Origin of the sequence: Mycobacterium sp. E3247, assembly GCF_001667785.1 — a bacterium.
GTDB lineage: Bacteria > Actinomycetota > Actinomycetes > Mycobacteriales > Mycobacteriaceae > Mycobacterium.
This window is the reverse complement of the sequence record NZ_LZJG01000313.1, coordinates 1-23,422: the sequence shown is the minus strand read 5'-3', so window position 1 is coordinate 23,422 and position 23,422 is coordinate 1. Positions and strand designations below refer to the sequence as shown.

General features: G+C 67.8%; 22 protein-coding genes and 1 pseudogene. 17 read left to right on the top strand and 6 right to left on the bottom strand.

Going from position 1 to position 23,422, the window contains the following annotated elements; genetic code table 11:
- Positions 1-4 precede the first annotated feature (4 nt).
- Positions 5-667: a nitroreductase family protein gene (locus A9X04_RS17015; RefSeq protein ID WP_067922728.1), complete on the top strand. Its 663-nt coding sequence runs from the start codon at positions 5-7 to the stop codon at positions 665-667.
- Here the strand turns inward: A9X04_RS17015 and A9X04_RS17010 are convergent.
- The 4 genes from A9X04_RS17010 to A9X04_RS16995 all read right to left on the bottom strand — a co-directional run bounded on the left by A9X04_RS17010 (position 649) and on the right by A9X04_RS16995 (position 4,201).
- Complete coding sequence (locus A9X04_RS17010) at positions 649-1,332, bottom strand: DUF427 domain-containing protein (protein ID WP_067922720.1); 684 nt, start codon at positions 1,330-1,332, stop codon at positions 649-651. The genes A9X04_RS17015 and A9X04_RS17010 overlap by 19 nt on opposite strands.
- A 50-nt stretch (positions 1,333-1,382) precedes the next feature.
- Positions 1,383-2,150 carry an SDR family NAD(P)-dependent oxidoreductase gene (locus A9X04_RS17005; protein ID WP_067922756.1) on the bottom strand — a complete coding sequence of 256 codons (768 nt, stop codon included), beginning with the start codon at positions 2,148-2,150 and terminating at the stop codon, positions 1,383-1,385.
- A gap of 162 nt (positions 2,151-2,312) precedes the next feature.
- Entirely contained in the window at positions 2,313-3,662 is a 1,350-nt protein-coding gene (locus A9X04_RS17000; RefSeq protein WP_067922718.1) for a neutral zinc metallopeptidase, read from the bottom strand.
- A gap of 2 nt (positions 3,663-3,664) precedes the next feature.
- Positions 3,665-4,201, bottom strand: a complete 537-nt coding sequence (locus A9X04_RS16995; RefSeq protein WP_067922716.1) for a DUF4333 domain-containing protein — start codon at positions 4,199-4,201, stop codon at positions 3,665-3,667.
- Positions 4,202-4,467: 266 nt separating this feature from the next.
- On the opposite strand from A9X04_RS16995, the gene A9X04_RS16990 reads away from it, so the two are divergent.
- A complete protein-coding gene (locus A9X04_RS16990; RefSeq protein WP_067922715.1) occupies positions 4,468-4,863 on the top strand; it encodes a hypothetical protein in 396 nt (131 codons plus the stop codon).
- Between the two features lie 4 nt (positions 4,864-4,867).
- Here the strand turns inward: A9X04_RS16990 and A9X04_RS16985 are convergent, their stop codons facing one another.
- The gene (locus A9X04_RS16985; protein ID WP_067922711.1) at positions 4,868-7,933 is read right to left on the bottom strand and encodes an AfsR/SARP family transcriptional regulator; all 3,066 of its coding nucleotides are present in this window, start codon (positions 7,931-7,933) and stop codon (positions 4,868-4,870) included.
- Positions 7,934-8,059: 126 nt separating this feature from the next.
- Between A9X04_RS16985 and A9X04_RS16980 the strand changes: the two genes are divergently transcribed.
- From A9X04_RS16980 to A9X04_RS16930, 11 genes and pseudogenes are all read left to right on the top strand, one after another.
- A complete protein-coding gene (locus A9X04_RS16980; protein WP_067922708.1) occupies positions 8,060-9,229 on the top strand; it encodes a CaiB/BaiF CoA-transferase family protein in 1,170 nt (389 codons plus the stop codon).
- A 136-nt stretch (positions 9,230-9,365) separates the two neighbouring features.
- A complete protein-coding gene (locus tag A9X04_RS16975) occupies positions 9,366-9,956 on the top strand; it encodes a hypothetical protein (RefSeq protein WP_067922698.1) in 591 nt (196 codons plus the stop codon).
- A pseudogene (locus A9X04_RS16970) lies at positions 9,956-10,661 on the top strand (NIPSNAP family protein). The gene A9X04_RS16975 and the pseudogene A9X04_RS16970 overlap by 1 nt, the downstream one beginning before the upstream one ends.
- Before the next feature lie 17 nt (positions 10,662-10,678).
- Positions 10,679-11,890 carry a cytochrome P450 gene (locus tag A9X04_RS16965; RefSeq protein ID WP_082975057.1) on the top strand — a complete coding sequence of 404 codons (1,212 nt, stop codon included), beginning with the start codon at positions 10,679-10,681 and terminating at the stop codon, positions 11,888-11,890.
- A gap of 1 nt (position 11,891) precedes the next feature.
- A complete protein-coding gene (locus A9X04_RS16960; protein WP_067922692.1) occupies positions 11,892-12,860 on the top strand; it encodes a zinc-binding dehydrogenase in 969 nt (322 codons plus the stop codon).
- On the top strand, positions 12,857-13,618 hold the full coding sequence (locus tag A9X04_RS16955) for an HpcH/HpaI aldolase/citrate lyase family protein (protein ID WP_067922689.1): 762 nt from the start codon (positions 12,857-12,859) through the stop codon (positions 13,616-13,618). The genes A9X04_RS16960 and A9X04_RS16955 overlap by 4 nt, the downstream gene beginning before the upstream one ends.
- Positions 13,615-14,349 (top strand): SDR family NAD(P)-dependent oxidoreductase, encoded by a 735-nt coding sequence (locus tag A9X04_RS16950; protein ID WP_067922686.1) that lies wholly within the window; start codon positions 13,615-13,617, stop codon positions 14,347-14,349. The genes A9X04_RS16955 and A9X04_RS16950 overlap by 4 nt, the downstream gene beginning before the upstream one ends.
- 80 nt (positions 14,350-14,429) lie before the next feature.
- Complete coding sequence (locus A9X04_RS16945; protein WP_067922683.1) at positions 14,430-15,623, top strand: enolase C-terminal domain-like protein; 1,194 nt, start codon at positions 14,430-14,432, stop codon at positions 15,621-15,623.
- 7 nt (positions 15,624-15,630) lie between these two features.
- A complete protein-coding gene (locus A9X04_RS16940) occupies positions 15,631-16,938 on the top strand; it encodes a hydroxyacid-oxoacid transhydrogenase (protein ID WP_067922680.1) in 1,308 nt (435 codons plus the stop codon).
- 3 nt (positions 16,939-16,941) lie between these two features.
- Complete coding sequence (locus A9X04_RS16935) at positions 16,942-17,415, top strand: thioesterase family protein (protein ID WP_067922676.1); 474 nt, start codon at positions 16,942-16,944, stop codon at positions 17,413-17,415.
- 53 nt (positions 17,416-17,468) lie between these two features.
- Positions 17,469-17,909, top strand: a complete 441-nt coding sequence (locus A9X04_RS16930; protein WP_067922674.1) for an SRPBCC family protein — start codon at positions 17,469-17,471, stop codon at positions 17,907-17,909.
- Between the two features lie 40 nt (positions 17,910-17,949).
- Here the strand turns inward: A9X04_RS16930 and A9X04_RS16925 are convergent, their stop codons facing one another.
- Entirely contained in the window at positions 17,950-18,636 is a 687-nt protein-coding gene (locus A9X04_RS16925) for a GntR family transcriptional regulator (RefSeq protein ID WP_082972876.1), read from the bottom strand.
- Between the two features lie 161 nt (positions 18,637-18,797).
- On the opposite strand from A9X04_RS16925, the gene fadD5 reads away from it, so the two are divergent.
- The 4 genes from fadD5 to A9X04_RS16905 all read left to right on the top strand — a co-directional run.
- On the top strand, positions 18,798-20,438 hold the full coding sequence (gene fadD5, locus A9X04_RS16920; RefSeq protein WP_067922671.1) for a fatty-acid--CoA ligase FadD5: 1,641 nt from the start codon (positions 18,798-18,800) through the stop codon (positions 20,436-20,438).
- Positions 20,439-20,686: 248 nt separating this feature from the next.
- Entirely contained in the window at positions 20,687-21,502 is an 816-nt protein-coding gene (locus A9X04_RS16915; RefSeq protein ID WP_067922748.1) for an ABC transporter permease, read from the top strand.
- Between the two features lies 1 nt (position 21,503).
- Positions 21,504-22,373: an ABC transporter permease gene (locus A9X04_RS16910; protein ID WP_067922669.1), complete on the top strand. Its 870-nt coding sequence runs from the start codon at positions 21,504-21,506 to the stop codon at positions 22,371-22,373.
- Between the two features lie 5 nt (positions 22,374-22,378).
- On the top strand, positions 22,379-23,422 hold a 1,044-nt coding region (locus A9X04_RS16905; RefSeq protein WP_067922751.1), incomplete at its 3' end, for an MCE family protein.

The following is a 23,422-nucleotide window of genomic DNA, read 5'->3' as shown; positions in this document are numbered from 1 at the left end:
ACCTATGGACGCCGCAAGAGAAGCCGTTGCCGGCAACGCCGCTGACGAGGGGTGGCTGCCACTTCCCGCCCCGGCCCGCGACCCCGACGATGCGATCGTCGCCGCATTCATGCGGAGGAAGACCACCAGGGAATCCGGTCCCGAACCGCTCTCGATCCGGGACCTCTCCGACCTGCTGTGGTCCGCGTACGGCGTCAATCGGGAAGCGGGTCCGTTCGGTGCGCCGGGACGCACGGCGGCGTCGGCCAGCAACTCTCAAGAGATCGATCTGTATGTCGCACTCGCCGATGGGACCTATCGGTACGACGGGCCCCGTCATCGCTTGGCGCGCATCACCGGTGGCGATGTCCGCGCCAGCGCCCTGACGCCGGGTGAGCCGGGCGTCACGGTGGCCCCGGCGATGCTGATCTACGTCGTCGACGTTGACCGGCTCACCCATACCGCGGGCTTTGACGAGCCGGGACTTCACGACCCGGAAGTGCAGAAGTCTTACTACTACGTCGACGTCGGGCTGATCGCCGGGAATGTCTACCTTTTCGCCGCCGCCCACGGCCTCGCGGCCTGGTTTCACAACTGTGACAGGGCCGGGCTCACCGAGCACCTTGGATTGAAGGTCCACCAACGAGTCCTGTTCGCGCAGTCGGTCGGCTACCTACCGGCGGACTGATCGCGGCCTGGCAGGTCGGCGGCGACGTCCGCTCGGGTGGGGTCGAAGCTGAGAAACCCTTTGATGGGCAGGCTTTCCGGCGGCGGGTCCGCGTAGCTCCACGCGACGTCGTCGGCATCACCCGCGGACCAGTACGTCGCGAAACCCTTGTAATTGCAGTAGCTCGACGTCTGTGAGCGGCTCAGCAGGTCGGTGCGTACGTGCGCCGGGTCAACGTAAAGTCTTGGCTCTAAAGCCGTTTCGAAAACGATCACGGTCTGGTCGGTGTCGACCAGCACGGTGCCGGCGACCGAGACCCGCAGGCGCCGCTTGGTGGGCCGGCAGTCGACGCGGTGGTAGGGATTCGGCGGGTAGTGCACGAGTTCGCGGCCCTCTTCGAGCCAGGTGTCGACGGCGTCCCAGGGCACGTGCACGAAGCCCGGGGCTTCCGGCTCGGGCTCGGCGGGCAGGTCGCCGACCTCGTCTGCCCGGAAGGCATAGCCGAGCGGGTGGCCCCGCCGGTGCACCATCAGCGCCCCTTCGGTGTCGATCACCAGGCGCCCGTCCCGCCACGCCTGCACGCGGCGCGGATGAGGCTCGATGAAGACGACGTCGGCGGGCAGCGGGGGCGAGAATCGCCCGGCCGGATCACTGCTGAGCGGACCACGTCCGGCTACCAGGCTCATGGTGTGAGGCTAGACCTCTGTGCGCCGGGCCGGTACGCGCCGGGAGCGGGTCAGTGGTCCGCACCGAGCAACCCCGCGTACTGGCGCTCGAGCACCTTGGCGGCGCCACGCTCCCAGCCCGCGGCCAACGACCCGGACAACTGGTCGGGGAAGATCTCGTCGTCGCCGTTCTCCCCGCCGTCGAAGATGGCATGCGCCACCGATTGCGGCGACGATTTGGGGATGTCGAGCTCGCGGGTCATCTCGGTGTCCACGGGCCCGGTCAGCACCGCATGAACACGCACCCCCTGCGGCGCCAGGATGACACGCAGAGATTGCGTCATGGAGAACGCGGCCGCCTTCGAGACGGAGTAGGCCGGGATGATCGGCAACGGGGCCAACGCGTTCACCGAAAGGTTGTTCACGATCGATCCCGCGGATCGCACCAACAGCGGCAAGAAGGTTTGGATCACGGCGTAAGTTCCGAAAAGGTTGACGTCCAGGTGTCGTTGGAGCGCGGAGGGGTCGCTCAAGTCGTCGTACAAAGCAAGGCCGGCGTTGTTGACGAGGATGTCGAGAGCATCGACCTGCTCAGCCGCCGCCCGACGATGGGCGTCGTCGGTGATATCCAGGGTCAGCGGCGTCACTCGGGAATCACCGTTGTCCGCCAAGGCCTTTCGGGTACCCACGTACACGCGCCGAGCACCTCTGTTCAATGCTTCCACGGCGAGCGCCCGCCCGATGCCGCGATTGCCACCGGTGATCAGAACCGCTTTGCCCGAGATTGTGGCCACGAAGACCAACTCCTTCTCGTTTGGCGTTAACGGCAGACCGCACATCCTGTGCGGCTTACCGTGGCGAGCCATCGGGGCCCGCATGTATTCCGATGCACCGGGGCGTGCGGAATCATCGATCCGCAGATCAGGGCGCCGACAGGCGCGCCATCCGGTCGGTGAGAGAGGGCGAGCGCTGGCGGGTCCGCGGGGCGGATGCGGGGCGGTTCAGTGAACCATGCAGGCTTGGGCCCCGTTGTAAACGCCGTCGCGGTAGGCGTCGATCCGGGCCGCGCCTTGCCCCTGTCGGGCCACATCGCCGTTGCCGCGGAACAGCAGTAGGGCGGCCACACCCTTGTCCAGGTCTCCGGGGGAGAGCCGGTAATTGCTCTCGGGGCGGTTCTGCAAGAGGATGCTTGCCGCCCACGCGCCGGCCATACAGTCGGCCCGCAGCGACACTTTCTTGTCGGCCGGATCTTGCCCGGCCCGGTACAACGCGGCGAGTCCATACTGTGTAGCGATCAGGGTGGCGACCGCGAAGTCACCGCCCTCGGCGTAGATCTTCGGCATCGCGGTGACGTTGTCGAATCCGACGTAATCCTCAGGCACGCAATAGAACAGCACATATCCGGCCGTCGATTGACCGGCACAGTCCGGCTGGCCCGCCGGTGCGAATGGGCGGGCCGGTGCCAGCGGGGCCCACGGCCTGCCGGTCAGCTGCGGGAAGACCTGCGAGTAGTAGTCCTCGAGGTCTGTTGGGACATTGTTGACGATGTCGTCGTATGGCGCATTGCCGCCAGCGGCCATGTCGGCGGCGTTGTTGAACGGAATCTCCACGACGACCGGGTCACGGTCGTTGTAACCCTTGCACGCCGCCGCCCCGTTGTCGAAGCCCCGACGGAAGGAGTTGACACGGTCGAATCCGCTGCCGTGGGCACGGGGATCCTGTTTCGCCGTGCCCGGCTCGTCGCGCAGGAAGAGGAAACCCGCCAGCGCCTGATCCAGCTCGCCGGCGTTCGGCCTGAACGTGTCGGCCTTTGCGTGCGCCGCCCACGCCCCGGCGAAGCAGTCGGCCTGAATCTCCTTGGTCACCGTTTGTCCGGTGAAGTTGGCGCGGGCCTGGACCGCGTGCCCCCACTCGTGGGCGAGGACCACCGGAATGACGAAATCACCGAATCGTTTACGCAAGCTCGGCAGCAATCCTTCGGAGTCCCAGGCTACGTCATCGGCTTTCGCGCAGTAGAAGGCGTTGCCGGCGACGTCGTCGGCCGCCGCCGCGCAGGGTGGCAGTGGCCCGGTTGATGGCCGGACCGCATAGAAGCCGCCCTTGACCGGTGCGTAGTCGCGGCCGTACAGCTTGGGAAATTCACCGGCCCAGTAGGTCTCGATGTCGGCGATGGCCTTCGCGGCGAGCGCGTTCGCCGGGTCGGAACCGTCACCGTGGATCTGCACCTGGGGCGCCGGGTTGAACGTGGGCACCGTCGCGGAGTGGGTGGACCTGCCGCCGCACCCGTCGCATGTCAGTACCGCCACCATCACGACGGCTGTCGCGCGGAGCCGCCATCGCCTGTCTGCCATCGTTATTGGATGGGCTTGTCGTCCACTTTGAAGTGGAAGTTCACGTCGGAGCCCTGCACGGTGTTGACGGTCACGGTGACGCCGTACTTCTGTCCGCTGTCGACGAGTTCGCAGCGCAGCGTGGCGCCCTCGGTGCCTTTCAGGTTGTCGGGGCACGTCACGGAGTCGGGTTTGGAACCGAACTGCTGCGTCAGCTGATCGCTGATTTGGCTGGCCACTTGGTTCTTGTCGATGGTGTTGACCATGTCGAATTTGACCTGGCTCCCGTCGACGGTGCTGACCGTTACGTTGACGGTGCTGGTTTGACCGTTGACCTTCATCGTGCAGTTGGTCTGCGCACCGACCTGAGCCTTGAGATCATCGGGACACGTCACCGACTCGGGCTTCTGTCCGTTGGGTGACGTCATCTTCGTGCTGATCTGGTTGGCGACATCTCCTTTGCTCACCACCTTGGGGCCACTCGAGCATGCGCCCACGCTCGCTGCGACCCCTGCGACCGCGCATGCCAAAACGACCTTCTGCCCTAACGAATTAGCCATGACACCAGCCTTCCGCGTTCACGTGACGGCCCAACCCCAGACCCGAGGCAGGGATGACACGTCCTCTTCACATTGCCGCCGGGAAAATTACTCACCGGTGTTGGAATTGGATTGGAACGTTCCTCCGACGGGGCGAGGACGGTCGGACCGTCCGTTTTCAAACGAATTCCAAACTGCCTCCATTAGGTTGACGTTCGGTCAGATCAGGGCCGGGTCGCCGGGCGGCTACCCGGTCGACATTCCGGCTTGGAATTGGAGCAGACGAAATGGCGAGTGCCCCACCGCATACCAAGGCTTACTTGTTGAAGAACCGCGGCAACTCGTGGTGGGTCAACGTCGAGCTCCATCTCACGGCCGCCAGTTTGCGGTGCACTGCCTCGGAGTACTCGAAGTGGGTCGACGAGGAGCTCGGCCTGACCGATTTCAAAGCGAAACTGTCCTCGGGTGAGCCGGTGGTGGTCTTCGACTTTCGCCGCGACGAGCTGACGATCAAATGGCTGCGGCAGTTCTACCGCGGTGGGTTCCGGGTGAGCAGGGGCGATTCCCGGCAGTGGTTGGTCTCGCTCGTCTACCCGAGCGGGTTCGGGACCCTGCTCGACCTGATGACCGACCGGGCAGTGTGGCGCCAGTGGCGTGAGGCGCTACCCGACACGCCCGGCTGAGCGTTCACCCCGGCCGGTCGGTTACCCGTGACAGGCCGGCCAGTCTTGCGGCGATCAGGGAGTCGGAGGCGTGTTCTCCCGTCGCATCGGCCACGCGCTGCGCCCTGCCCAGCAATTCCCGGGCGTTGTCCGACCGGCGATGGTGATTTTCGATGTCGGCCAGCAGGGCGAGAAAGAAGGGGGTCATCGCGGTGGACCCGTCACTGGTGAGCGCGCCGAAGGCCTCAAACGCGGCGTCGCGGTCGCCCTCCCCGTTCTCGAGGGTGCGTGCCCACACGCTGATGATCCTCGCCGCGGCCCCCCACTGCTGGCCGCCGGCCGCACAGAATTCGCGGTCCACGGCGTCGGCCAGTTCGGCGGTGCCTTCGACGTCACCCAGGATCGCGGCGCATTCGACGAATGTCAGCTTCGCCGCAAGGATATTGAATACGTCGCCGCGACTCTGTGCGAGATGTAATGCCCGTCGGTGATATTCCCGCATTGCGTCGCGGTCCCCGCGGATCGCCTCGCCCAGCGCCATCCAGCAGTACACCCGGGGGTGGAAGAAGTGCATCGGGTCGGTGACCGTCTCGGGAGGCGGGAACGTGTCCATCATGTGGCGGCCAGTGGCGATGAGCGCTTCAACATCACCGCGCAGGGAATACACCATGATGTGCGCGAAGTCATTGACGACACCGATATCGGGATCACCTGTCAGGTCGTATTGCTCCCGTAGCCCGTTGGCAATGATGTGCGCCTCGTCGATGCGCCCGTGCCCACACAGCATGAGGCATTGCAGCGCGATCGCCCCGTAGAAGCTTCGGCCCTTGACCTGACTGCCGATCTCGAAGGCACGTTGCACGGCATCCGCCGCGGCCGCGCTGGTCTGGCCCTCGAGGATGCCCTTGGCTCCGGCCAGATGCAGCCAGAGGGTGGCTTGACGTTCGAGCTCTTCGGGTTTGGCCGGGAGCTTGCGACAGATCTGTAGCGCATGGTCGGCGAGGCTGGCTACGTCGTCGTAGGCGGAGCGGGTCAGGGCCCGCTGAATGACCGTTTCGTGCAGCTCCAGGGCTGTCTCGGGGTGCAGCTCCGTGCCGGCGCGCCACGCGTGATCGGCCGCAGCGATCCCGTCTTCATACGCGGCCGCCGCCAGCCCGGCCGCGCGCGCGGTGGCGACCGCGGCGTGCACGGTGGTGCGTTCCGTGGTGTCGAGCTGTGCGAGCAGCGCGTCGCGGAGAAGTCCATGACTGAAGCGGTACATACCCGGCCGGCCGGGCACTTCGTCGAGCAAGCCGGCCTGGTAGGCCGGGCGGAGTCGGCGCTGCACGGCGGAACTCGTCAAGTCGACGACGTCGGCCAATTCGGCGACGTCGAACTCGGGGCCGATGACCGCCGCCGCGGCGACGAGGCGCCGGGACGCCCGGTCCAACGCGGCCAGCCGGCGCCCGACGACGCCGACCACAGCGTCAGACAGGTTGGACGACGCGATGTCGGCTCCACCTCGACCGGCGCTGGCGGCCTGGAGAGTGCGGGCAATCTCCTTGAGGTAGAAGGGATTACCGCCAGCCTGCTGCCACACTTGTTCCGTAACGGCGCGGGAGGTCGCGACGCCGGCTATCGAGTCGACCAGCAGCGCGGCGGCCTCGCGGTCGATACCGTTGAGGTGCACCACGCTGGTGTCATTCGATCTGATCAGGCTCTCGAACGATGAGCGGTTCACGGGTCGATCGACCCCGTGATAGGTCCAAGTACCGATGACTTGAATCGGTACCCGGGGGAACATCGCCGCCAGCAATGACAATGCGTTCCGTGAGGTGCCGTCGGCCAGCTGCAGGTCGTCGAGGACGATCAGGAGCGGTTTGATCGACGACAGGGCCTCCAGCGCCGTGACGATACCTTCGACCACCGCAAATCCCGTCGCGGCGACCCGAGTGGACGGCGCGAGCGGTTCGATGTCATTCCATTCGGGAACAAGTGTGTCGACGACCCCGGGCGCCGCCCGCTTTACCGCCCGGCGTCCGGCGTCGCCCAGGCCGGCGCCCAACTGTCGCAGGAGTTGGATCCAGGTCCACAACAGCGGCAGCTTGATGGCGCTGGGGTGACTGGCCCACGACACGGCTACGTCGTCCGATCGGACCTGGTCCGCAACCGTTTGTGCTAAAGCGGTTTTCCCGATTCCACTTTCGCCGGTGATCAGGGTCAGCCCGCCAACGCCGGCGGCGGCCAACCGGGCCGTCGAGAGGACCGCGCCAAGTTCCGCGTCGCGGCCGACCAATCCCGGGACCGCCAACCGGCCGGACGCGGCGCGTGCCCGGCCCGCTGGCCACTCATCCCGAATCTCGTTCGGCTCCGCACTGATTCGCCGGAAGAGATTCTGCAGGTCCTCTCCCGGCCGGGCGCCGATCTCGCGCTCAAGCGTGGCACTGGCCCGATGGAATGCACGTGTTGCATCGGCGGTTCGACCGGCGCGGTGCAGAGCACGCATCAGGTGTTCCCACAACCGCTCCTGCAGCGGGTATTGCGCCAACGCCGCCTCGATCTCCGGGATCAGCTCGGTGCCGGAACCGAGCCGCAGCGCAGCATCGAAGCGAGCCTCGATCGCGGTGGTCCGCAATTCGGCGTAGCGCAAGGCGTCGGGCGCGGCGAAGTCTCGATAGGTGAACTCGCCGAACGGGTCTCCGTGCCACAACGAAAGGGCAGCGCCGAAGGCCTCGACCGCGCACGTGGGGTCATCGCGCAGCAGGGCTGACCGGCCCAGCGACACCCGCTGTTCGAAGTGGTGCAGATCAATGGAATCCCCGTCGAGCAGGTTCAGCTGGTAGCCATAGGGCCGCGACTGCAACCGCTGTTCAGCAGCGTCGGCCGGCCCCAGCGTTCGGCGCAGGTTGGTGACGTAGGAGCGTAGCGATGCCAATGCCTTCGGCGGCGGGTCGTCCTCCCACACCGAATCGATCAGCCGGTCGATGCTGACGACAGCTCCGATGTTCGCCAAGAGCGCCGCGAGCACACACCGCTGCTTCGGGCCACCGAGCGCCGCCCTCGCGCCGTCGACACGGGCCTCCACGACGCCCGACAGGAAGTACTCGACCACCTCACCCGACCCTTAGCAAACCTTTGCTCACGTCAGACAATAGCTTTGGCTGCCAGGACGCGTGGGCGGAAATCGATCGGCAACCCGGCTTCCGACCCGGGGGCGGCACGGAGTAGGAACGTAGCCATGGCGGGACCGATGGAGGGCGTCAAGGTCGTCGAGCTCGGGGTGTGGGTCGCCGGACCCGCCACCGGCGGCATCCTGGCCGACTGGGGTGCCGACGTCGTCAAGATCGAACCGCCGAACGGCGATCCGGGCCGGATGTTCGGCAAGATGCTGGGCTGCGACCTGGGGGTCAACCCGCCTTTCGAAATGGACAACCGCTCCAAGCGCAGCGTCGTGCTCGACCTCACGGAGGAGGCGGGGCGCGAAACGGCGTTCGAATTGCTCGCTGACGCCGACGTTTTCGTGACCAACGTCCGGCCGGCCGCGCTACAGCGGCTGGGGCTGGACTTCGAGTCGGTGGCGGCCCGCAACCCCCGCCTGGTCTACGGACTGATCACCGGATACGGCGAGACCGGGCCCGACGCCGACCGGGCCGCCTACGACGTGGCCGCGTTCTGGTCGCGGGCCGGGGTCGCTCATCTGCTCACCCGGCCCGGCGACACGCCGCCCTTCCAGCGCGGCGGCATGGGCGATCATTCGGCCGGCATGACGCTGGCGGCCGCCGTGTGCGCGGCGCTGGTCGCCCGCGGGCGCACCGGCGCCGGCCAACTGGTGACCACCTCGCTTTATCGCCAGGGCGCCTACACCGTGAGCTTCGACCTCAACACCTACCTGCTGACCGGCCAGCCGATCGCGATCGGGCAACGCGAATCGATGGGCAACCCGTGCATGAACAACTACGCGACCGCCGACGGGCGCCGATTCTGGATCGTCGGGCTCGAAGGCGATCGGCACTGGCCCCCGCTGTGTCGCGCCGTCGGCCACCCGGAGTGGCTTTCGGACCCCCGGTTCAGCGACGCGTACTCGCGGTTCGTCAACGCGGTCGAGCTGATCGCCGAACTGGACGCGGTCTTTGCCACCCGCACCCTCGACGAGTGGGGTCAGGCGTTCGCCGCCGAGCCTGATTTCTTCTGGTCGCCGGTGAACAGCCTCGAAGACGTCGTGGCCGACGAGCAATTCCACGCCGCGGGCGGCATCGTCGACGTCCCGGACGGGCAATCCAGCGTTCCGATGGTGGCCACGCCGGCCGATTTCCACGGCACACCGTGGGCACCGCGTTCTCCGGCACCGGAACTCGGGCAGCACACCGAAGAAGTGCTCGCCGAACTCCGGGCGCGCCGCGACTCGTGACCAGCGGTCGTACCTTTACAAATTTGCTCGCAAGTGTCACGCTGTCCGATGTGTCGCGCTAGCGGCGCCAGCCCAGGACAAGCGTTGCGGTAAACGCCAATGCACCGATTCGGTGCGGCGGTGAGGAACGGATTCAATGGTCACGTCAACGTTCGACATCAGGGAAGGCGGCCGGGTCGGCGCCCGAGCGGGCCGTGCTGACCGGGAGTGTCTGCGATACCGGCTCGACGTCATCGCGGTCAGCGCTCTCGACGTGGTCCGGTCGGCCGGAGGTTGGCTCTACGACCGGGCGATGGCCGGCTGGCAGGTGGCGGTGCTGCTGCCGAGCGGCGGCGACGCCCTGTCCCTGCGGATCCTCGGTGTGCAGGGGGTGGACTTTGAGGATCACTTCGCCGCGGCGGGTCCGGGCTCGATGAGCCAGAGCCTGGCGGTGAGCGCCGAGGCGTTCGCCGCCGATGCCCGCGTGCGTGACAAGGTGCTCGCGTCGCTCGACGATCGGCTGACCGAAGTCGCCCTGTGGGGCAGGGCGCCCTCCGGGTGGCCCCTGCGGGTGGATCGGGGGGTGGCCAAGGCGCAGTACGTGCTCAGCGCCGCCGCGCGCAGTTTCAAGGGCCATGCGCTGGCTGCGGCCGGGATCGACTGCGCCGCAGTCCATTCCACCGAGACGCTGCTCTGTGATCTGGCGACCTGTGAGCGCGGTGATTCGGGGCTGGTCCGGCTCGACTGATGAAGAAGTACTACCGGCACACGCTGCTCTATCTGCACGAGACCATCTCGCTCGGCTCCGGGCGAAGCGAATGCTTCACCGAGGTCTTCACCGACACCTACCGGCCGATGATGGACGAGCTCGGTGCGCGGCTGTTCGCGATCTGGGAGACCACGTCCTACAACGGTCACTGGCCGCAGGTGACGATCATCTGGGAGATCGACGGGTTCGCCGACTACGCCCGGATCGGGGCCGCCCAGGCCCGCGGCGGCAGTCACGAGGCCGCGGCGGGGAAATGGTCGGCCTTTCTGGCCGACATCGGCGCCGCCGGGGAGGGCCGGATCATGTACCCCGGGCCCAGCAACAAGACCCTCGCCCAGCTGCGTGAGGCCAATTTTCACTGCGCCGCTGGTGATTCAGGAGATCATGCAGACCAAGCCGGGGCGTCAGGACGACTACATCCGCGAACTGGAGCGGCTCTACGTCCCCTGGTCGGAACGCACCGGTAAGCGCTGGCTGGGTTCGTTCACCACGACGTTCCGCTATAACGAGGTCATCCACTACTGGGCGCTGGACGGCGGCTGGCAATGCTTCGCCGACCACTACCCCTCGTGGAAGGACAGCCCGCCCGCCGAGATCGTCACCTGGATGAGTGTGGCGCCCGCGCTGCGCGACGGCTGGGAGGATTCGATCCTGCAGGCCCTACCGCCGTCGCCGCTGCAGTGATGCGCCAGCAAGAGGCCGTGAACTTCGCCTACGACCCCTTCGACGCGCAGGTGATGGCCGATCCGCTGCCGTACTACCGGATCCTGCGCGACGAGTATCCCGTCTACTACATGCCCCAGTGGGACACCTTCGCGCTGTCCCGCTTCGAGGACATCTGGCAGGTGCTGGAGATCAACGACGGGACGTTCGTCGCGTCGGAAGGGACCCTGCCGGCCGCATCCGTCCTGGCCAAGCACAACACCGGACCGGTCGCCGACCCGCCGCTGCACCCGCTGCCGTTCCACGCCGTGTTCGACACGGACCTGTACGCGGAGATCCGGCGCGCGCACTCCCAGCCGCTGCGCCCCAGGGCCGTCACCGGCTTGGAGGCCCGGATCCGCGAGCTGGCCAACGAGCGCCTCGACGAGTTACTGCCCCGCGGTTCGTTCGACCTGACGCAGGATTACGGCGGCATCGTGGTGGCGTCCGTAGTGTGCGAACTTCTCGGCATACCAGTCGATTTCGCGCCACAGGTGCTGGCCGCGGTCAACGCCGGCAGCCTCGCCGAGCCCGGCGTCGGGGTGGACACCGCCGAGGCGCGGCCCAACTATTTCGAATACCTGCTCCCGGCGGTCCGGCGCCGCCGCGCGGACCCCTCCGGGCGGCCGCTGGCCGTCGTGGACGGCCTGCTCGCTTACCGCCTGCCCGACGGCAGTCCGCTCGACGACGTCGAGGTCGCCACCCAGATGCTGTGCATCTTCATCGGCGGCACCGAGACGGTACCCAAGATCGTCGCGCACGGGCTGTGGGAGCTCGGCCGCCGGCCCGACCAGATGGCCGCGGTCCGCGCCGACCCCGAGAACACCGTGCCGACCGCGCGCGAGGAGATGATCCGGTTCTGCGCGCCGGCGCAGTGGTTCGCCCGAACCGCGCGCAAGCCGTTCACCATTCACGGCGAGACCATCCGGCCGGGGCAGCGTGTCATCACACTGCTCGCCTCGGCCAACCGCGACGAACGCGAGTACCCCGAACCCGACGAATTCCTCTGGGACAGGCCCATCCGTCGCTCGCTTGCGTTCGGCCGCGGCCAACACTTCTGCATCGGCTACCACCTGGCCCGGCTGGAAGTCGCTGTGCTGCTGCAGGAGTGGCTGCGCAGGGTGCCCGATTTCGCGATCCAGTCCGACGCCGCCCGGCGGCTCCCCTCCAGCTTCCAATGGGGATGGAACACCATCCCGGTGGAGGTCTGACGTGTGGTCCTACCGGATCGTCGCCCCCTACATGTTCGAGCGGACAACGATTCCCGAGAAGACACCCGAGTGCCTCGCCGACGGCGAGGTGCTGCTGCGATTCACGGCGGCCGGCGTCTGCGGCAGCGACCTGCCGGCCTTCCACGGCGCCCGCGGCCGGCTTCCGGGCGATGACGGCGCCAACGCGGCCGAGAAGGACGGCTTCCCGATCCATGAGGTCGCCGGCGAGGTGATCGCCAGCCGGCACGCCGACCACCGTCCCGGTGACCGTGTGGTGGGCTGGGCTTCCGGTTTCGACGGCATGATGGAACGCGTGATCAGTGACGGCGACGGGCTGGCGCCCTACGACCCGGCGCTGACCCCGGCGCAGGCGGTCGGCCTGCAACCGCTGGCATGCGTCCTGTACGCCCTCGAGCAACTGCCGGACCTCGCCGGCAAACACGTCGCGATCATCGGCCAGGGCTCCATCGGCCTGCTGTTCTCCTATGTCGCTAAGGCGGCCGGCGCGCGTCGCGTCACCGGCGTCGACCCCGTCGACCGGTCAAGTCTGGCAGCGGCATTCGGCGTCGACGACGCGGTGCGCGCCACCAGCGACCGCTGGGTGAGTCAGCTCGCGGCCTCCGACCGGGCCGACGTCGTGATCGAGGCCGTCGGTCACCAGGTGGCCACGCTGGGCCACGCCCTCACGGCCGCCGCGCCGGGCGGCACGGTCTTCTATTTCGGCGTCGCCGACGACGACGCCTATCCGATCAGCATGCGCACCATGCTGCGCAACAACCTGACGCTGAAATCCGGTGTCACGCTGGACCGCCGCCGGATGCTGGAGCTCGCGGGGAAGTTCGCCGCCGAACATCCCGAACTGCTCGCCACCTACCTGACGCACACTTTCGGCGTCGACGACGTCCAGGCCGCCTTCGAGTTGGCCTGCCGCCCGGTCCCCGAGCGCGTCAAGATCGCGATCGCGCAATGACCGACGACTCGCGGAGCGCTTTGCGGCGGGCGCTGAACCGGGCCACCCCGATCTGGGGCGGCTGGATCACCGGGCCCACACTACTCGGCCCCGAGGAATTCGCCTGCGCCGGTTACGATTACGTGGGTTTCGACGCTCAGCACGGCTACCTCGACGACGCCGACATCGCCGGCATGCTGCGCCAAACCGAACACCTGCCCATCGGCACCGTGGTGCGGCTGCCCAACGCCGACGCCGCGCCGATCGGGCGTGTGCTCGACGCCGGAGCCGACGCCGTCGTCATCGCCATGATCGAGTCGGCGGACCAGGCCGCCGCGGCGGTGGCCGCCACCCGCTACCAGCCCGCGGGCGTCCGCAGCTTCGGTCCGCTGCGCGCCGGCCTGGGCCGCGACACCGCCGCGCTCGAGTCGCGGGTCAGCGTGTTCGCGATGATCGAGACGTCACCGGCGCTGTCCGGGCTCGACCAGATCTGCGCCGTCGACGGGCTCGCCGGGCTCTACGTCGGGCCCGCGGACCTGGCCCTCTCGCTGGGTGTGGGCGTGGACGGCGCGACCAGAGATCCTGCCGTCCTGGATGCCATCGCGCGAATCCAGCGGGCCGCCAACGAGGCCGGGCTGGTGACCGGCATTCACGCCGGGAACGGCACCACGGGGCGCGCCATGGCGAAGCTGGGGTTTTCCATGATCACCCTGACCGCCGAATCGCACGCGCTGCGGCGCGGGGCCGCTGAGCACCTGCGAGAGGCGACGGAACCATGAGCGCCGATCGACGCGTCGCACTGGTGACCGGCGCGGCCGGCGGCCAGGGCTGGGCCATCGCCAAACGCCTACGCGCCGAAGGCTATTCGGTGGCCGCCTGCGATCGGCGCGCGCACGAACTTACCGCCGCTGTCGACGAATTGGGCGACGAAGAGGTGATCGCGATCGAGCTCGACGTCACCTCGGAGTCAGGGTGGCAGTCGGCCGTCGACACCGTGATCGACCGCTTCGGGGCGCTGACCACGCTGGTCAACGGCGCCGGCGTGCTGCGCCGGGCATCGCTGGCCGACGAGACCGCGGAGGGCTTCGAGAGTTCCTGGCGGGTCAACTGTTTCGGGGCCTTCCTGGGTATCCACGCGGCCCTGAATCACCTGCGCGCCGCGCAGCACGCCGCGATCGTCAACATCTGCAGCACCGGGGCTATCCGCCCGTTCCCGCACCACGCCGCCTACGGTTCGGCGAAGTGGGCCCTGCGCGGCCTGACCCAGAACGCGGCCGCGGAACTGGCGCCGCTGGGCATCCGGGTCAACGCCCTGTTCCCCGGGCCGGTCGCGACCCCGATGCTCGACGACGCCACTCAACTGCGGCTCGCCGCGTCGTCGGCGTTCGGGCGCATCGGCCGGCCGAGCGAGATCGCCGACGCCGTGGCGTTCCTGGTCTCCGAGCAAGCGTCGTTCATCACCGGCTCGGAACTGGTGGTCGACGGCGGCCAATGCGTGCAGATCCGGTGACGGCCCCCACAATGGCGATCCTCGGCGCGGGACCTTCGCCCCTACTCTGAGCGCGCGGGCCCTCGGCAGAATGTGTTGCCATGAAGATCACCGGCCTCGAGGTCGTGCCGTTCGAGTCGTTCGTCGATCGAATCTCGTTCGGCCAGCTGATGACCGACTACCGCGTGGTGCAGACCGTGACCAAGGTGCTGACCGACGAGGGGATCGAGGGCTACTACTTCGGCGGCCACTTCCATGGCGACCAGGACGGCCTGCTGCCCGGGGATCAGGCGATCATCACCCAATTTCTGAGCCCGCTGCTGGCCGGCCATGACCCGTTCGACCGCGCGGAGATCTGGCGGCAACTGTGGGCGGCGAAACTGCCCGAAAACGTTTGCAGCGTCATCGATCTCGCGCTGTGGGACCTGGCCGGCCGGGTTGCCGGGCTACCGGTGCACAAATTGCTGGGCGGTGCTCGGGATCGGGTCAAGGCCTACGCCAGTAGCTTCAACAACCTCGGATCTCCCGACGCATACGCCGCCCACGCCGTCGAATGCAAGCGTCAGGGCTACGCCGCCTACAAGATTCACCCCTACCACTACTGGAACCCCGCGACGGGCGAGCCCGCCCTGCCGCGGCCCTCCTATGTGGACTGGGACATCCGGGTGTGCCGCGAGGTCCGGGCCGCGGTGGGCGACGAGATGGTGCTGATGTTCGACCCCTGGGGCACCTACCACACCTACGAGGACGCGCTGCGCGTCGGCCGCGAACTCGAGCGGCTGGGCTTCTACTGGTACGAGCACCCGATGCCGGAATACCGCGTCGAGGCCTACCGGCGGCTGGGCGACGAACTCGACATCCCGATCTGCTCTCCCGAGATCGCCGAGGGCGGCGTCTACACCCGGGCCGACTGGATCCTGCGCGGCGCCTCCGACATCAGCCGCATCGACGTCCTGCGCGGTGGAATCACCGGCGTGATGAAGCTGGCCGGAATGTGCGAGGCCGTCGGCATGCGGTGCGAACTACACATGAGCGGCTTCGGCAACCTGCAGGTCCTCGGCGCCACCAGCGAAGACGTCTGCGAATACTACGAGCGCGGCCTGCTCGGGCCGGGGGCCCGCTACGACACCGCGCCCCCGTACCTCAACGCGCCGTGCGACCCGCTCACGTCGGACGGATTCGTCGAGATACCGTCGGCGCCCGGGCTCGGCTACGACATCCGCTGGGACTACATCGAAGCTCACCGCCTCCCGGATGAGGTGGTGGAACCCGTCGCGCCGCTGCACCCGAGATAATGGCCGGATGGCGTGCTGCGATTACCCGACTCCCTCAGCAGGCTGCGACGGGGCCTTCACCGTCGACGCGTCACGGGTGACGTTCGGGCGCGGCTGCCTCGCGGAGGTGGGTGACCGCGCCGCCGCGCACGGAGTGCGGCGGGTGGCGCTGTTCTCCGACGCCGGTGTGGCCGCGCTGCCGGTCTTCGCCAAGACGCGCGACTCGCTCGCCGCCGCCGGACTGGACGTGGTCACCTACACCGACGTCCACGTCGAGCCCACCGACGCGTCCTTCCGGGACGCGGCGGATTTCGCCCGAGAGCTCGAGCCGGACGGCTACGTGTCGCTGGGCGGCGGCTCGGTGATCGACACGTGCAAGGCCGCCAATCTGTATGCGACCTATCCCGCCGACTTCCTGACCTACGTCAACGCGCCCGTCGGTGACGGCAAATCCGTCCCGGGTCCGCTCAGGCCGCACATCGCGTGCCCCACCACGGCCGGCACCGGCAGCGAGGTGACCGGCATCGCGATATTCGATCTGGTGTCGCTGTCGGCGAAGACCGGCATCGCCTCTCCCGCGTTGCGTCCCACGCAGGCGCTCGTCGACCCCGACTGCACGGCGAGCCTGCCGGCCGAGGTCGTCGCCTCGGCCGGCCTGGACGTGCTGTCTCACGCGTTGGAGTCCTACACCGCGCGACCCTACGTCCGGCGTCCCGCACCCGAGCGGCCCAGCCTGCGGCCCATGAGCCAGGGCGCCAATCCCTGGAGCGATCTCGGTTGCCGCGAGGCGTTGGGCGTGCTGGGGCGGTTCTTGGAGCGTGCGGTACACGACCCCGCCGACAGTGAGGCACGCGAGCAGATGATGTGGGCCGCAACGCTTGCGGGCATCGCGTTCGGCAACGCGGGCGTCCACGCGCCGCACGGGATGGCCTATGCGGTGGCGGGGCTGGTGCAGGGCTTCCGTCCGACGGGCTACCCGGGCGACGAGCCGCTCGTGCCGCACGGCATGGCCGTCATCCTCAATGCGCCGTCGTCGTTCCGCTTCACCGCCGAAGTCAGCCCGGAGCGGCACCTCGAGGGCGCCAGGCTGCTCGGCGCCGACACCCGCGGTGCCGGCCCCGAGGATGCGGGCGAGGTGCTCGCCGCCGAACTCATCCGCATCATGCGGGCGGTCGGCATGCCCAACGGCCTTGGCGGGGTGGGTTACACCGAAGACGACGTGGTGGCGCTGACCGAGGGCGCCCACCCTCAGCAGCGCCTCCTGCAGAACGCCCCGAGGGAGATGAGCAAACCGGTTCTGGCGGAGCTGTTCCGGCAGGCGATGCGGTACTGGTAGACCATGACTTCAGCTCCCGCGGTCCCGACCCCGCCCGACGGGCTTACCAGCGACGACTTCCCGGTGCGCTGGCCGGTGGGTACCCGGTGGGCCGACAACGACATGTTCGGCCACCTCAATAACGCCGTGTACTACCAGTTGTTCGACACCGCGATCAATGCGTGGATCAACACCGGCACCGGGCTGGACCCGCTCACCACGCCGGCACTGGGCATCGTCGCCGAATCCGGCTGCCGGTACTTCTCGGAGCTGCATTTCCCCGAAAGCCTCGCCGTCGGCGTGGCGGTGACCCGGCTGGGCCGCAGCAGCGTCACCTACCGGCTCGGCGTGTTCCGGGCGGCCCGGGGCGAGCGGGCGCAGCCGATCACCGCGCTGGGCCACTGGGTGCACGTCTACGTCGACCGGGTCAGCCGCAAGCCGGTGCCGATTCCCGATGCCGTCCGCACCTTGCTGTCGACGGCGGTCGTCGACCGGTAGGCCGAGATCGCCCGTCGCAGCGGCTCTTTCGCGCCCCCGGCTATGCTTCGCCAATGCCAGTTATGAGCAAGACCGTCGAGGTCCGCGCCGACGCCACCAGGATCATGGCGATCGTCGCCGACTTCGAGGCCTACCCGCAGTGGAACGAGGAGATCAAGGGCCTGTGGGTGCTCGCCCGCTACGACGACGGGCGCCCCAGCCAGCTGCGGCTCGACACCGACTACCAAGGCATGCAGGGCATGTTCATCCAGGCCGTCTACTACCCGGGGGAGAACCAGATCCAGACCGTGCTGCAGCAGGGGGACCTCTTCACCAAACAGGAGCAGCTGTTCAGCGTGGTGGAGCTGGGCGACTCGAGCCTGCTGACCGTGGACCTGGACGTCGAGACCTCGATGCCGGTGCCCGCGCCGATGGTCAAGCAGCTGCTCAACAACGTTTTGGACCACCTCGCCGAGAAGCTCAAGCAGCGCGCCGAGCAGCTGACCGCGGGCTAGGTCCGATGGCGGCGACCCGCTTCGGCCGCGCTCGCGATCGCTAGGGGCCGGTGCGGTCCCGCATCTCGGTCAGCCGGGCCGCCGCGTCGGTGAACTGCCAGACGGTGTGCTCGATCACCGCCGCGGCGTCCCGCCGCCGCAGCGCTGCGATGAGCTGCCGGTGATTCTCGACGGCGGCCGCACCCCACTGTTGATCGGCCGCATACACCAGCACCGGCATGTAGCGCGCGGCGTTGAGCAGGAACCAGGCCAGCTTGATCCGGCCGCTCGCCTGATTGAAGACCCGATGGAACGCGAACTCGATGCCCGCGATGGTCTCGGCGTCGCTTGACCCGACGGCCGCGGCGAGGGACTCGTTGATGCGCTCGAGCTCGCCGATCTCGGCGTCGGTGATGTGGTCGGTGGCGGCGGCCGCCAGCTCCCTGGCGATGGTGGCCTGCAACCAGAAGATGTCCTCGATGTCCTGGCGCGTCAGAGGAAGCACGACGTGACCGCGGTGCGGTTCGAGTTGCACCATGCCCTCGCCGCGCAGCTTCAGCAGGGCCTCGCGCACCGGCGTGACGCTGACGCCGAGCTCGGCCGCGGTCTCGTCCAGGCGGATGAAGGTGCCCGGCCGCAGGGTCCCGGACATGATCGCCGCCCGCAGGTGTCCCGCGACCTCGTCGGACAACTGGGCCCGGCGCAGTGGCCGTCGGCTCCTCAGTCGCGTGGATATCGGTGCGTTCACGGGGGCTGCCAGGGCTTTCGGGGCTTCGTGGAGGTCGGTCTGAAACTTTTGTCGGGGCTTGTCAGCAGGGCGTTAAGGCCATAATGTGACCCAGACAACACCATGTTTTATCAAATATCAACCTGGCGCAAGCGGTGCGCGAGTGAAGGGGAAGGGTTGACTTGACCGCGCAATTGGCGAGCCATTTGGCACAGGGAACCGAACAGCCGTATCTGGCCAGGCGACAGAACTGGGTGACCCAGCTCGAGCGGCACGCCCTGATGCAGCGCGGCGCGACGGCGTTGCGGTTCCTCGGGAAAACCGTCACGTGGGGGGAACTGCGGGACCGGGTGGCGGCGCTGGCCGATGCGTTGAGCCGTCGGGGAGTCGGCTTCGGCGATCGCGTCATGGTCCTGATGCTCAACCGCACCGAATTCGTCGAGTCGGTGCTGGCGGCCAACATGCTCGGCGCCATCGCCGTCCCCCTGAACTTCCGGCTCACCGCCGCCGAGATCGCCTTCCTGGTTCAGGATTGCCAGGCGCGCGTCATGATCACCGAGTCGGTGCTCGCCCCGGTGGCCACCGGGGTCCGCGACGTCGAGCCCCTGCTGGGCACGATCGTCGTGGCCGGTGGCCCGACCGACGGCAGCGTGCTGGGCTACGACGACCTGATCGACGAGCCCGGGCCCTCGCACCGGCCCGTCGACATCCCGAACGATTCGCCGGCGCTGATCATGTACACCTCGGGCACCACGGGCCGCCCGAAGGGCGCCGTGCTGACCCACACCAACCTGACCGGCCAAACGATGGCCGGGCTGTACACCAACGGCGCCGACATCAACAGCGACGTCGGGTTCGTCGGCGTCCCGTTCTTCCACATCGCGGGCATCGGCAACATGCTGACCGGGATGCTGCTCGGCACGCCGACGGTGATCTACCCGCTCGGCGCGTTCGACCCGGGGCAGCTGCTCGACGTGCTGGCCGAGGAGAAGGTCACCGGGCTCTTCCTGGTGCCCGCGCAGTGGCAGGCCGTCTGCGCCGAGCAGCAGGCGCGCCCGCGCGACCTGAGGCTGCGGGTGATGTCGTGGGGGGCCGCGCCGGCGCCCGACGCGCTGCTGCGCGAGATGTCAGCGACGTTCCCCGGAACCCAGATCCTCGCCGCGTTCGGCCAGACCGAGATGTCGCCGGTCACGTGCATGCTGCTGGGCGAGGACGCGATCCGCAAACGTGGATCGGTCGGCAAGGTGATCCCGACCGTGGCCGCCCGAGTGGTCGACGAGAACATGAACGACGTGCCGGTCGGCGAGGTCGGCGAAATCGTTTACCGCGCACCAACTTTGATGAGCGGCTACTGGAACAACCCGCAGGCCACCGCGGAGGCGTTCGCCGGCGGCTGGTTCCATTCCGGAGACCTCGTCCGGATGGACTCCGAAGGCTACGTGTGGGTGGTGGACCGCAAGAAGGACATGATCATCTCGGGTGGCGAGAACATCTACTGCGCCGAGGTGGAAAACGTGCTGGCCAGCCATCCGAACATTGTCGAAGTCGCAGTGATCGGGCGTTCCCACGACAAGTGGGGCGAGGTGCCGATCGCGGTGGCCGCCGTCGCCGGCGACTCGCTCCTGCTCGACGAGTTGGAGGAATTCCTGACCGAGCGGCTGGCGCGGTACAAGCATCCCAAGGCGCTCGAGATCGTGGACGCGCTGCCGCGCAACCCCGCCGGCAAGGTCCTCAAGACTGAGCTACGGATTCGTTACGGGTCCGCAAATATCGACGAAAATCGTTCCACCACAAAAGGTTTCACTGCCAGAGAGGAAAGCTGACGGAAACTGTAACGTTTGCCCGTTGTTGACGAAGGGTTAATTGTGCAGATGCAGTTCACACGTGCATGGCCATCGGGTACATTCCTGTGGTCTCCGTTACTACTTGCCAGTAGGGAGCCGATGGTCACACACGGTGGTTGGGGCGAGGCGGGGGCAGCCCTCGACCGCGAAGCGGCAAGGGGGCGAGGCGTGCGACACGACCCGCCGTGGCGCCGGGAGGCGCGCGGTACCAGCTGGAGGGGGCAGCGGTGACTTCAACGTCGGCTAGTCGGCAGGGCCCCTATTTGGTGGGTTACCTGCGCGACCAGCTGCAGACACCGCTGACGCTCATCGGCGGGTTTTTCCGGATGTGCGTGCTGACCGGACGGGCGCTGTTCCGCTGGCCGTTCCAGTGGCGCGAGTTCGTCCTGCAGTGCTGGTTCATCATGCGGGTGGCATTTCTGCCGACCATCATGGTGTCGATCCCGCTGACCGTCCTGTTGATCTTCACGCTCAACGTGCTGCTGGCGCAGTTCGGCGCCGCCGACCTCTCGGGCGCGGGCGCGGCGATCGGTGCCGTCACCCAGCTCGGTCCGCTCACCACGGTGCTGGTGGTGGCCGGCGCCGGTTCGACGGCGATCTGCGCGGATCTGGGTGCGCGCACCATCCGCGAGGAGATCGACGCGATGGAGGTGCTCGGCATCGACCCCATCCACCGGCTGGTCGTCCCCCGGGTGATCGCCGCGACGCTGGTCGCCACCTTGCTCAACGGCCTGGTGATCACCGTCGGCCTGGTCGGCGGCTACCTGTTCGGCGTCTATCTGCAAAACGTCTCGGGTGGCGCCTACCTGGCGACCCTGACCACCATCACCGGCCTGCCGGAGGTGGTCATCGCGACGGTCAAGGCAGCGATCTTCGGTCTGATCGCCGGGCTGGTCGGCTGCTACCGCGGGCTGACGGTGCGCGGCGGCTCCAAGGGCCTGGGCACCGCCGTCAACGAGACCGTCGTGCTCTGCGTCGTCGCGCTGTATGCGGTCAACGTGGTGCTGACGACCATCGGCGTGCGGTTCGGAACGGGCCACTGACATGTCGACCGCTGCCGTATTACGCTCCCGCTTCCCCCGGGCGGCCGAAAACCTCAACCGCTACGGCGGTGCCGCGGGGCGCGGCCTCGACGACATCGGCCAGATGGCCTGGTTCGGGGTGGTGGCCCTCGGGCACATCCCGCACGCGCTGCGCAACTACCGCAAGGAGACACTGCGGCTGGTCGCCCAGATCGGCATGGGCACCGGCGCGATGGCCGTCATCGGCGGCACCGTCGCGATCGTCGGCTTCGTCACCCTGTCAGGTAGCTCCCTGGTCGCCATCCAGGGTTTCGCCTCGCTGGGCAACATCGGCGTCGAGGCGTTCACCGGCTTCTTCGCCGCGCTGATCAACGTGCGCATCGCCGCCCCGGTCGTCACCGGCATCGCGATGGCCGCCACCGTCGGCGCGGGCGCGACGGCCGAGTTGGGCGCCATGCGTATCAGCGAAGAGATCGACGCCCTGGAAGTCATGGGCATCAAGTCGATTTCGTTCTTGGCGACCACCCGGATCATGGCCGGTCTGGTGGTCATCATTCCGCTTTACGCGCTCGCGATGATCATGTCTTTCCTGTCCCCGCAGATCACCACCACGGTGCTCTATGGGCAGTCCAACGGCACCTATGAGCACTACTTCCGGACGTTCCTGCGTCCCGACGACGTGTTCTGGTCGTTCCTCGAGGCCATCATCATCACGGCGGTCGTGATGATCACCCACTGCTTCTACGGCTACAACGCCGGCGGCGGGCCCGTCGGCGTCGGCGAGGCCGTCGGCCGATCGATGCGTTTCTCGCTGGTGTCGGTGCAGGTCGTTGTTTTGGCCGCCGCGTTGGCGCTCTACGGCGTCAACCCCAACTTCGCGCTCACGGTGTAGCCGCCATGACATCGCCAGTGAAGGTCAACGCCCCCCGGAAGCCGCCGTACAAGCTGGCCGGCGCCGCGGCGCTGATCATCGCCCTGGTGGCGCTGGCCCTGGTCTACGGGCAGTTCCGGGGGAACTTCACGCCCAAGACCGAGTTGACGATGTTGGCGTCGCGGGCCGGGCTGGTGATGGATCCGGGTTCGAAGGTCACCTACAACGGGGTGGAGATCGGCCGGGTGGGCAACATCGCCGAGACGGTGCGCGATGGCAAGCCGGCCGCCAAGTTCACCCTGGAGGTCTATCCGCGGTACCTGTCGCTGATTCCGTCCAACGTGAACGCCGATATCAAGGCGACCACGGTGTTCGGCGGCAAGTATGTGTCGCTGACCACCCCGAAGAATCCGTCGCCGCAAAAACTCAGCCCGCACACGGTGATCGACGCGCGGTCGGTGACCACCGAGATCAACACGCTGTTCCAGACCGTCACCTCGATCGCGGAGAAGGTGGATCCGGTCAAGTTGAACCTGACGCTGAGTGCGGCCGCGCAGGCGTTGACCGGGCTGGGTGACAAGTTCGGGCAGTCGGTGGTCAACGCGAACGCGATCCTCGATGATGTCAATCCGCAGATGCCGCAGGCGCGTCATGACATTCAGCAGTTGGCCGGGTTGGGTGACACCTACGCCAACGCGGCGCCGGATCTGCTGGACTTTTTGAACGATGCGGTGATCACCTCGCGGACGATCAATGCGCAGCAGAAGGATTTGGACCAGGCGTTGTTGTCGGCGGCCGGGTTCGGCAACACCGGCGCGGACATCTTCAATCGGGGTGGGCCGTATCTGGCGCGCGGGGCCCAAGACCTGGTGCCCAGCGCCCAGCTGCTGGACACCTACAGCCCCGAGATCTTCTGCACGCTGCGCAACTACCACGACATCGAGCCCAAGGCCTCCTCGTTCCTGGGCGGCAACGGCTACTCGCTGGTCGCCCACACCGAGGCGCTGTCCGGGCTGGGGTTGCTGGCCAACCCGGTGTCGGCGGTGGCCACCCTCGCCAGCCTGGTCGGC

Excerpts from the sequence above, each read along its gene's own strand:
- A9X04_RS16935 (WP_067922676.1), top strand. The coding sequence starts at position 16,942 with ATGACTTCAGCTCCCGCGGTCCCGACCCCGCCCGACGGGCTTACCAGC.
- A9X04_RS16980 (WP_067922708.1), top strand. The coding sequence starts at position 8,060 with ATGGCGGGACCGATGGAGGGCGTCAAGGTCGTCGAGCTCGGGGTGTGG.
- A9X04_RS17000 (WP_067922718.1), bottom strand. The coding sequence starts at position 3,662 with ATGGCAGACAGGCGATGGCGGCTCCGCGCGACAGCCGTCGTGATGGTG.
- A9X04_RS16995 (WP_067922716.1), bottom strand. The coding sequence starts at position 4,201 with ATGGCTAATTCGTTAGGGCAGAAGGTCGTTTTGGCATGCGCGGTCGCA.
- A9X04_RS16990 (WP_067922715.1), top strand. The coding sequence starts at position 4,468 with ATGGCGAGTGCCCCACCGCATACCAAGGCTTACTTGTTGAAGAACCGC.
- A9X04_RS16975 (WP_067922698.1), top strand. The coding sequence starts at position 9,366 with ATGGTCACGTCAACGTTCGACATCAGGGAAGGCGGCCGGGTCGGCGCC.
- A9X04_RS16940 (WP_067922680.1), top strand. The coding sequence starts at position 15,631 with ATGGCGTGCTGCGATTACCCGACTCCCTCAGCAGGCTGCGACGGGGCC.
- A9X04_RS17015 (WP_067922728.1), top strand. The coding sequence starts at position 5 with ATGGACGCCGCAAGAGAAGCCGTTGCCGGCAACGCCGCTGACGAGGGG.
- A9X04_RS17005 (WP_067922756.1), bottom strand. The coding sequence starts at position 2,150 with ATGTGCGGTCTGCCGTTAACGCCAAACGAGAAGGAGTTGGTCTTCGTG.
- A9X04_RS16955 (WP_067922689.1), top strand. The coding sequence starts at position 12,857 with ATGACCGACGACTCGCGGAGCGCTTTGCGGCGGGCGCTGAACCGGGCC.
- A9X04_RS17010 (WP_067922720.1), bottom strand. The coding sequence starts at position 1,332 with ATGAGCCTGGTAGCCGGACGTGGTCCGCTCAGCAGTGATCCGGCCGGG.
- A9X04_RS16930 (WP_067922674.1), top strand. The coding sequence starts at position 17,469 with ATGCCAGTTATGAGCAAGACCGTCGAGGTCCGCGCCGACGCCACCAGG.
- A9X04_RS16910 (WP_067922669.1), top strand. The coding sequence starts at position 21,504 with ATGTCGACCGCTGCCGTATTACGCTCCCGCTTCCCCCGGGCGGCCGAA.
- A9X04_RS16950 (WP_067922686.1), top strand. The coding sequence starts at position 13,615 with ATGAGCGCCGATCGACGCGTCGCACTGGTGACCGGCGCGGCCGGCGGC.
- A9X04_RS16945 (WP_067922683.1), top strand. The coding sequence starts at position 14,430 with ATGAAGATCACCGGCCTCGAGGTCGTGCCGTTCGAGTCGTTCGTCGAT.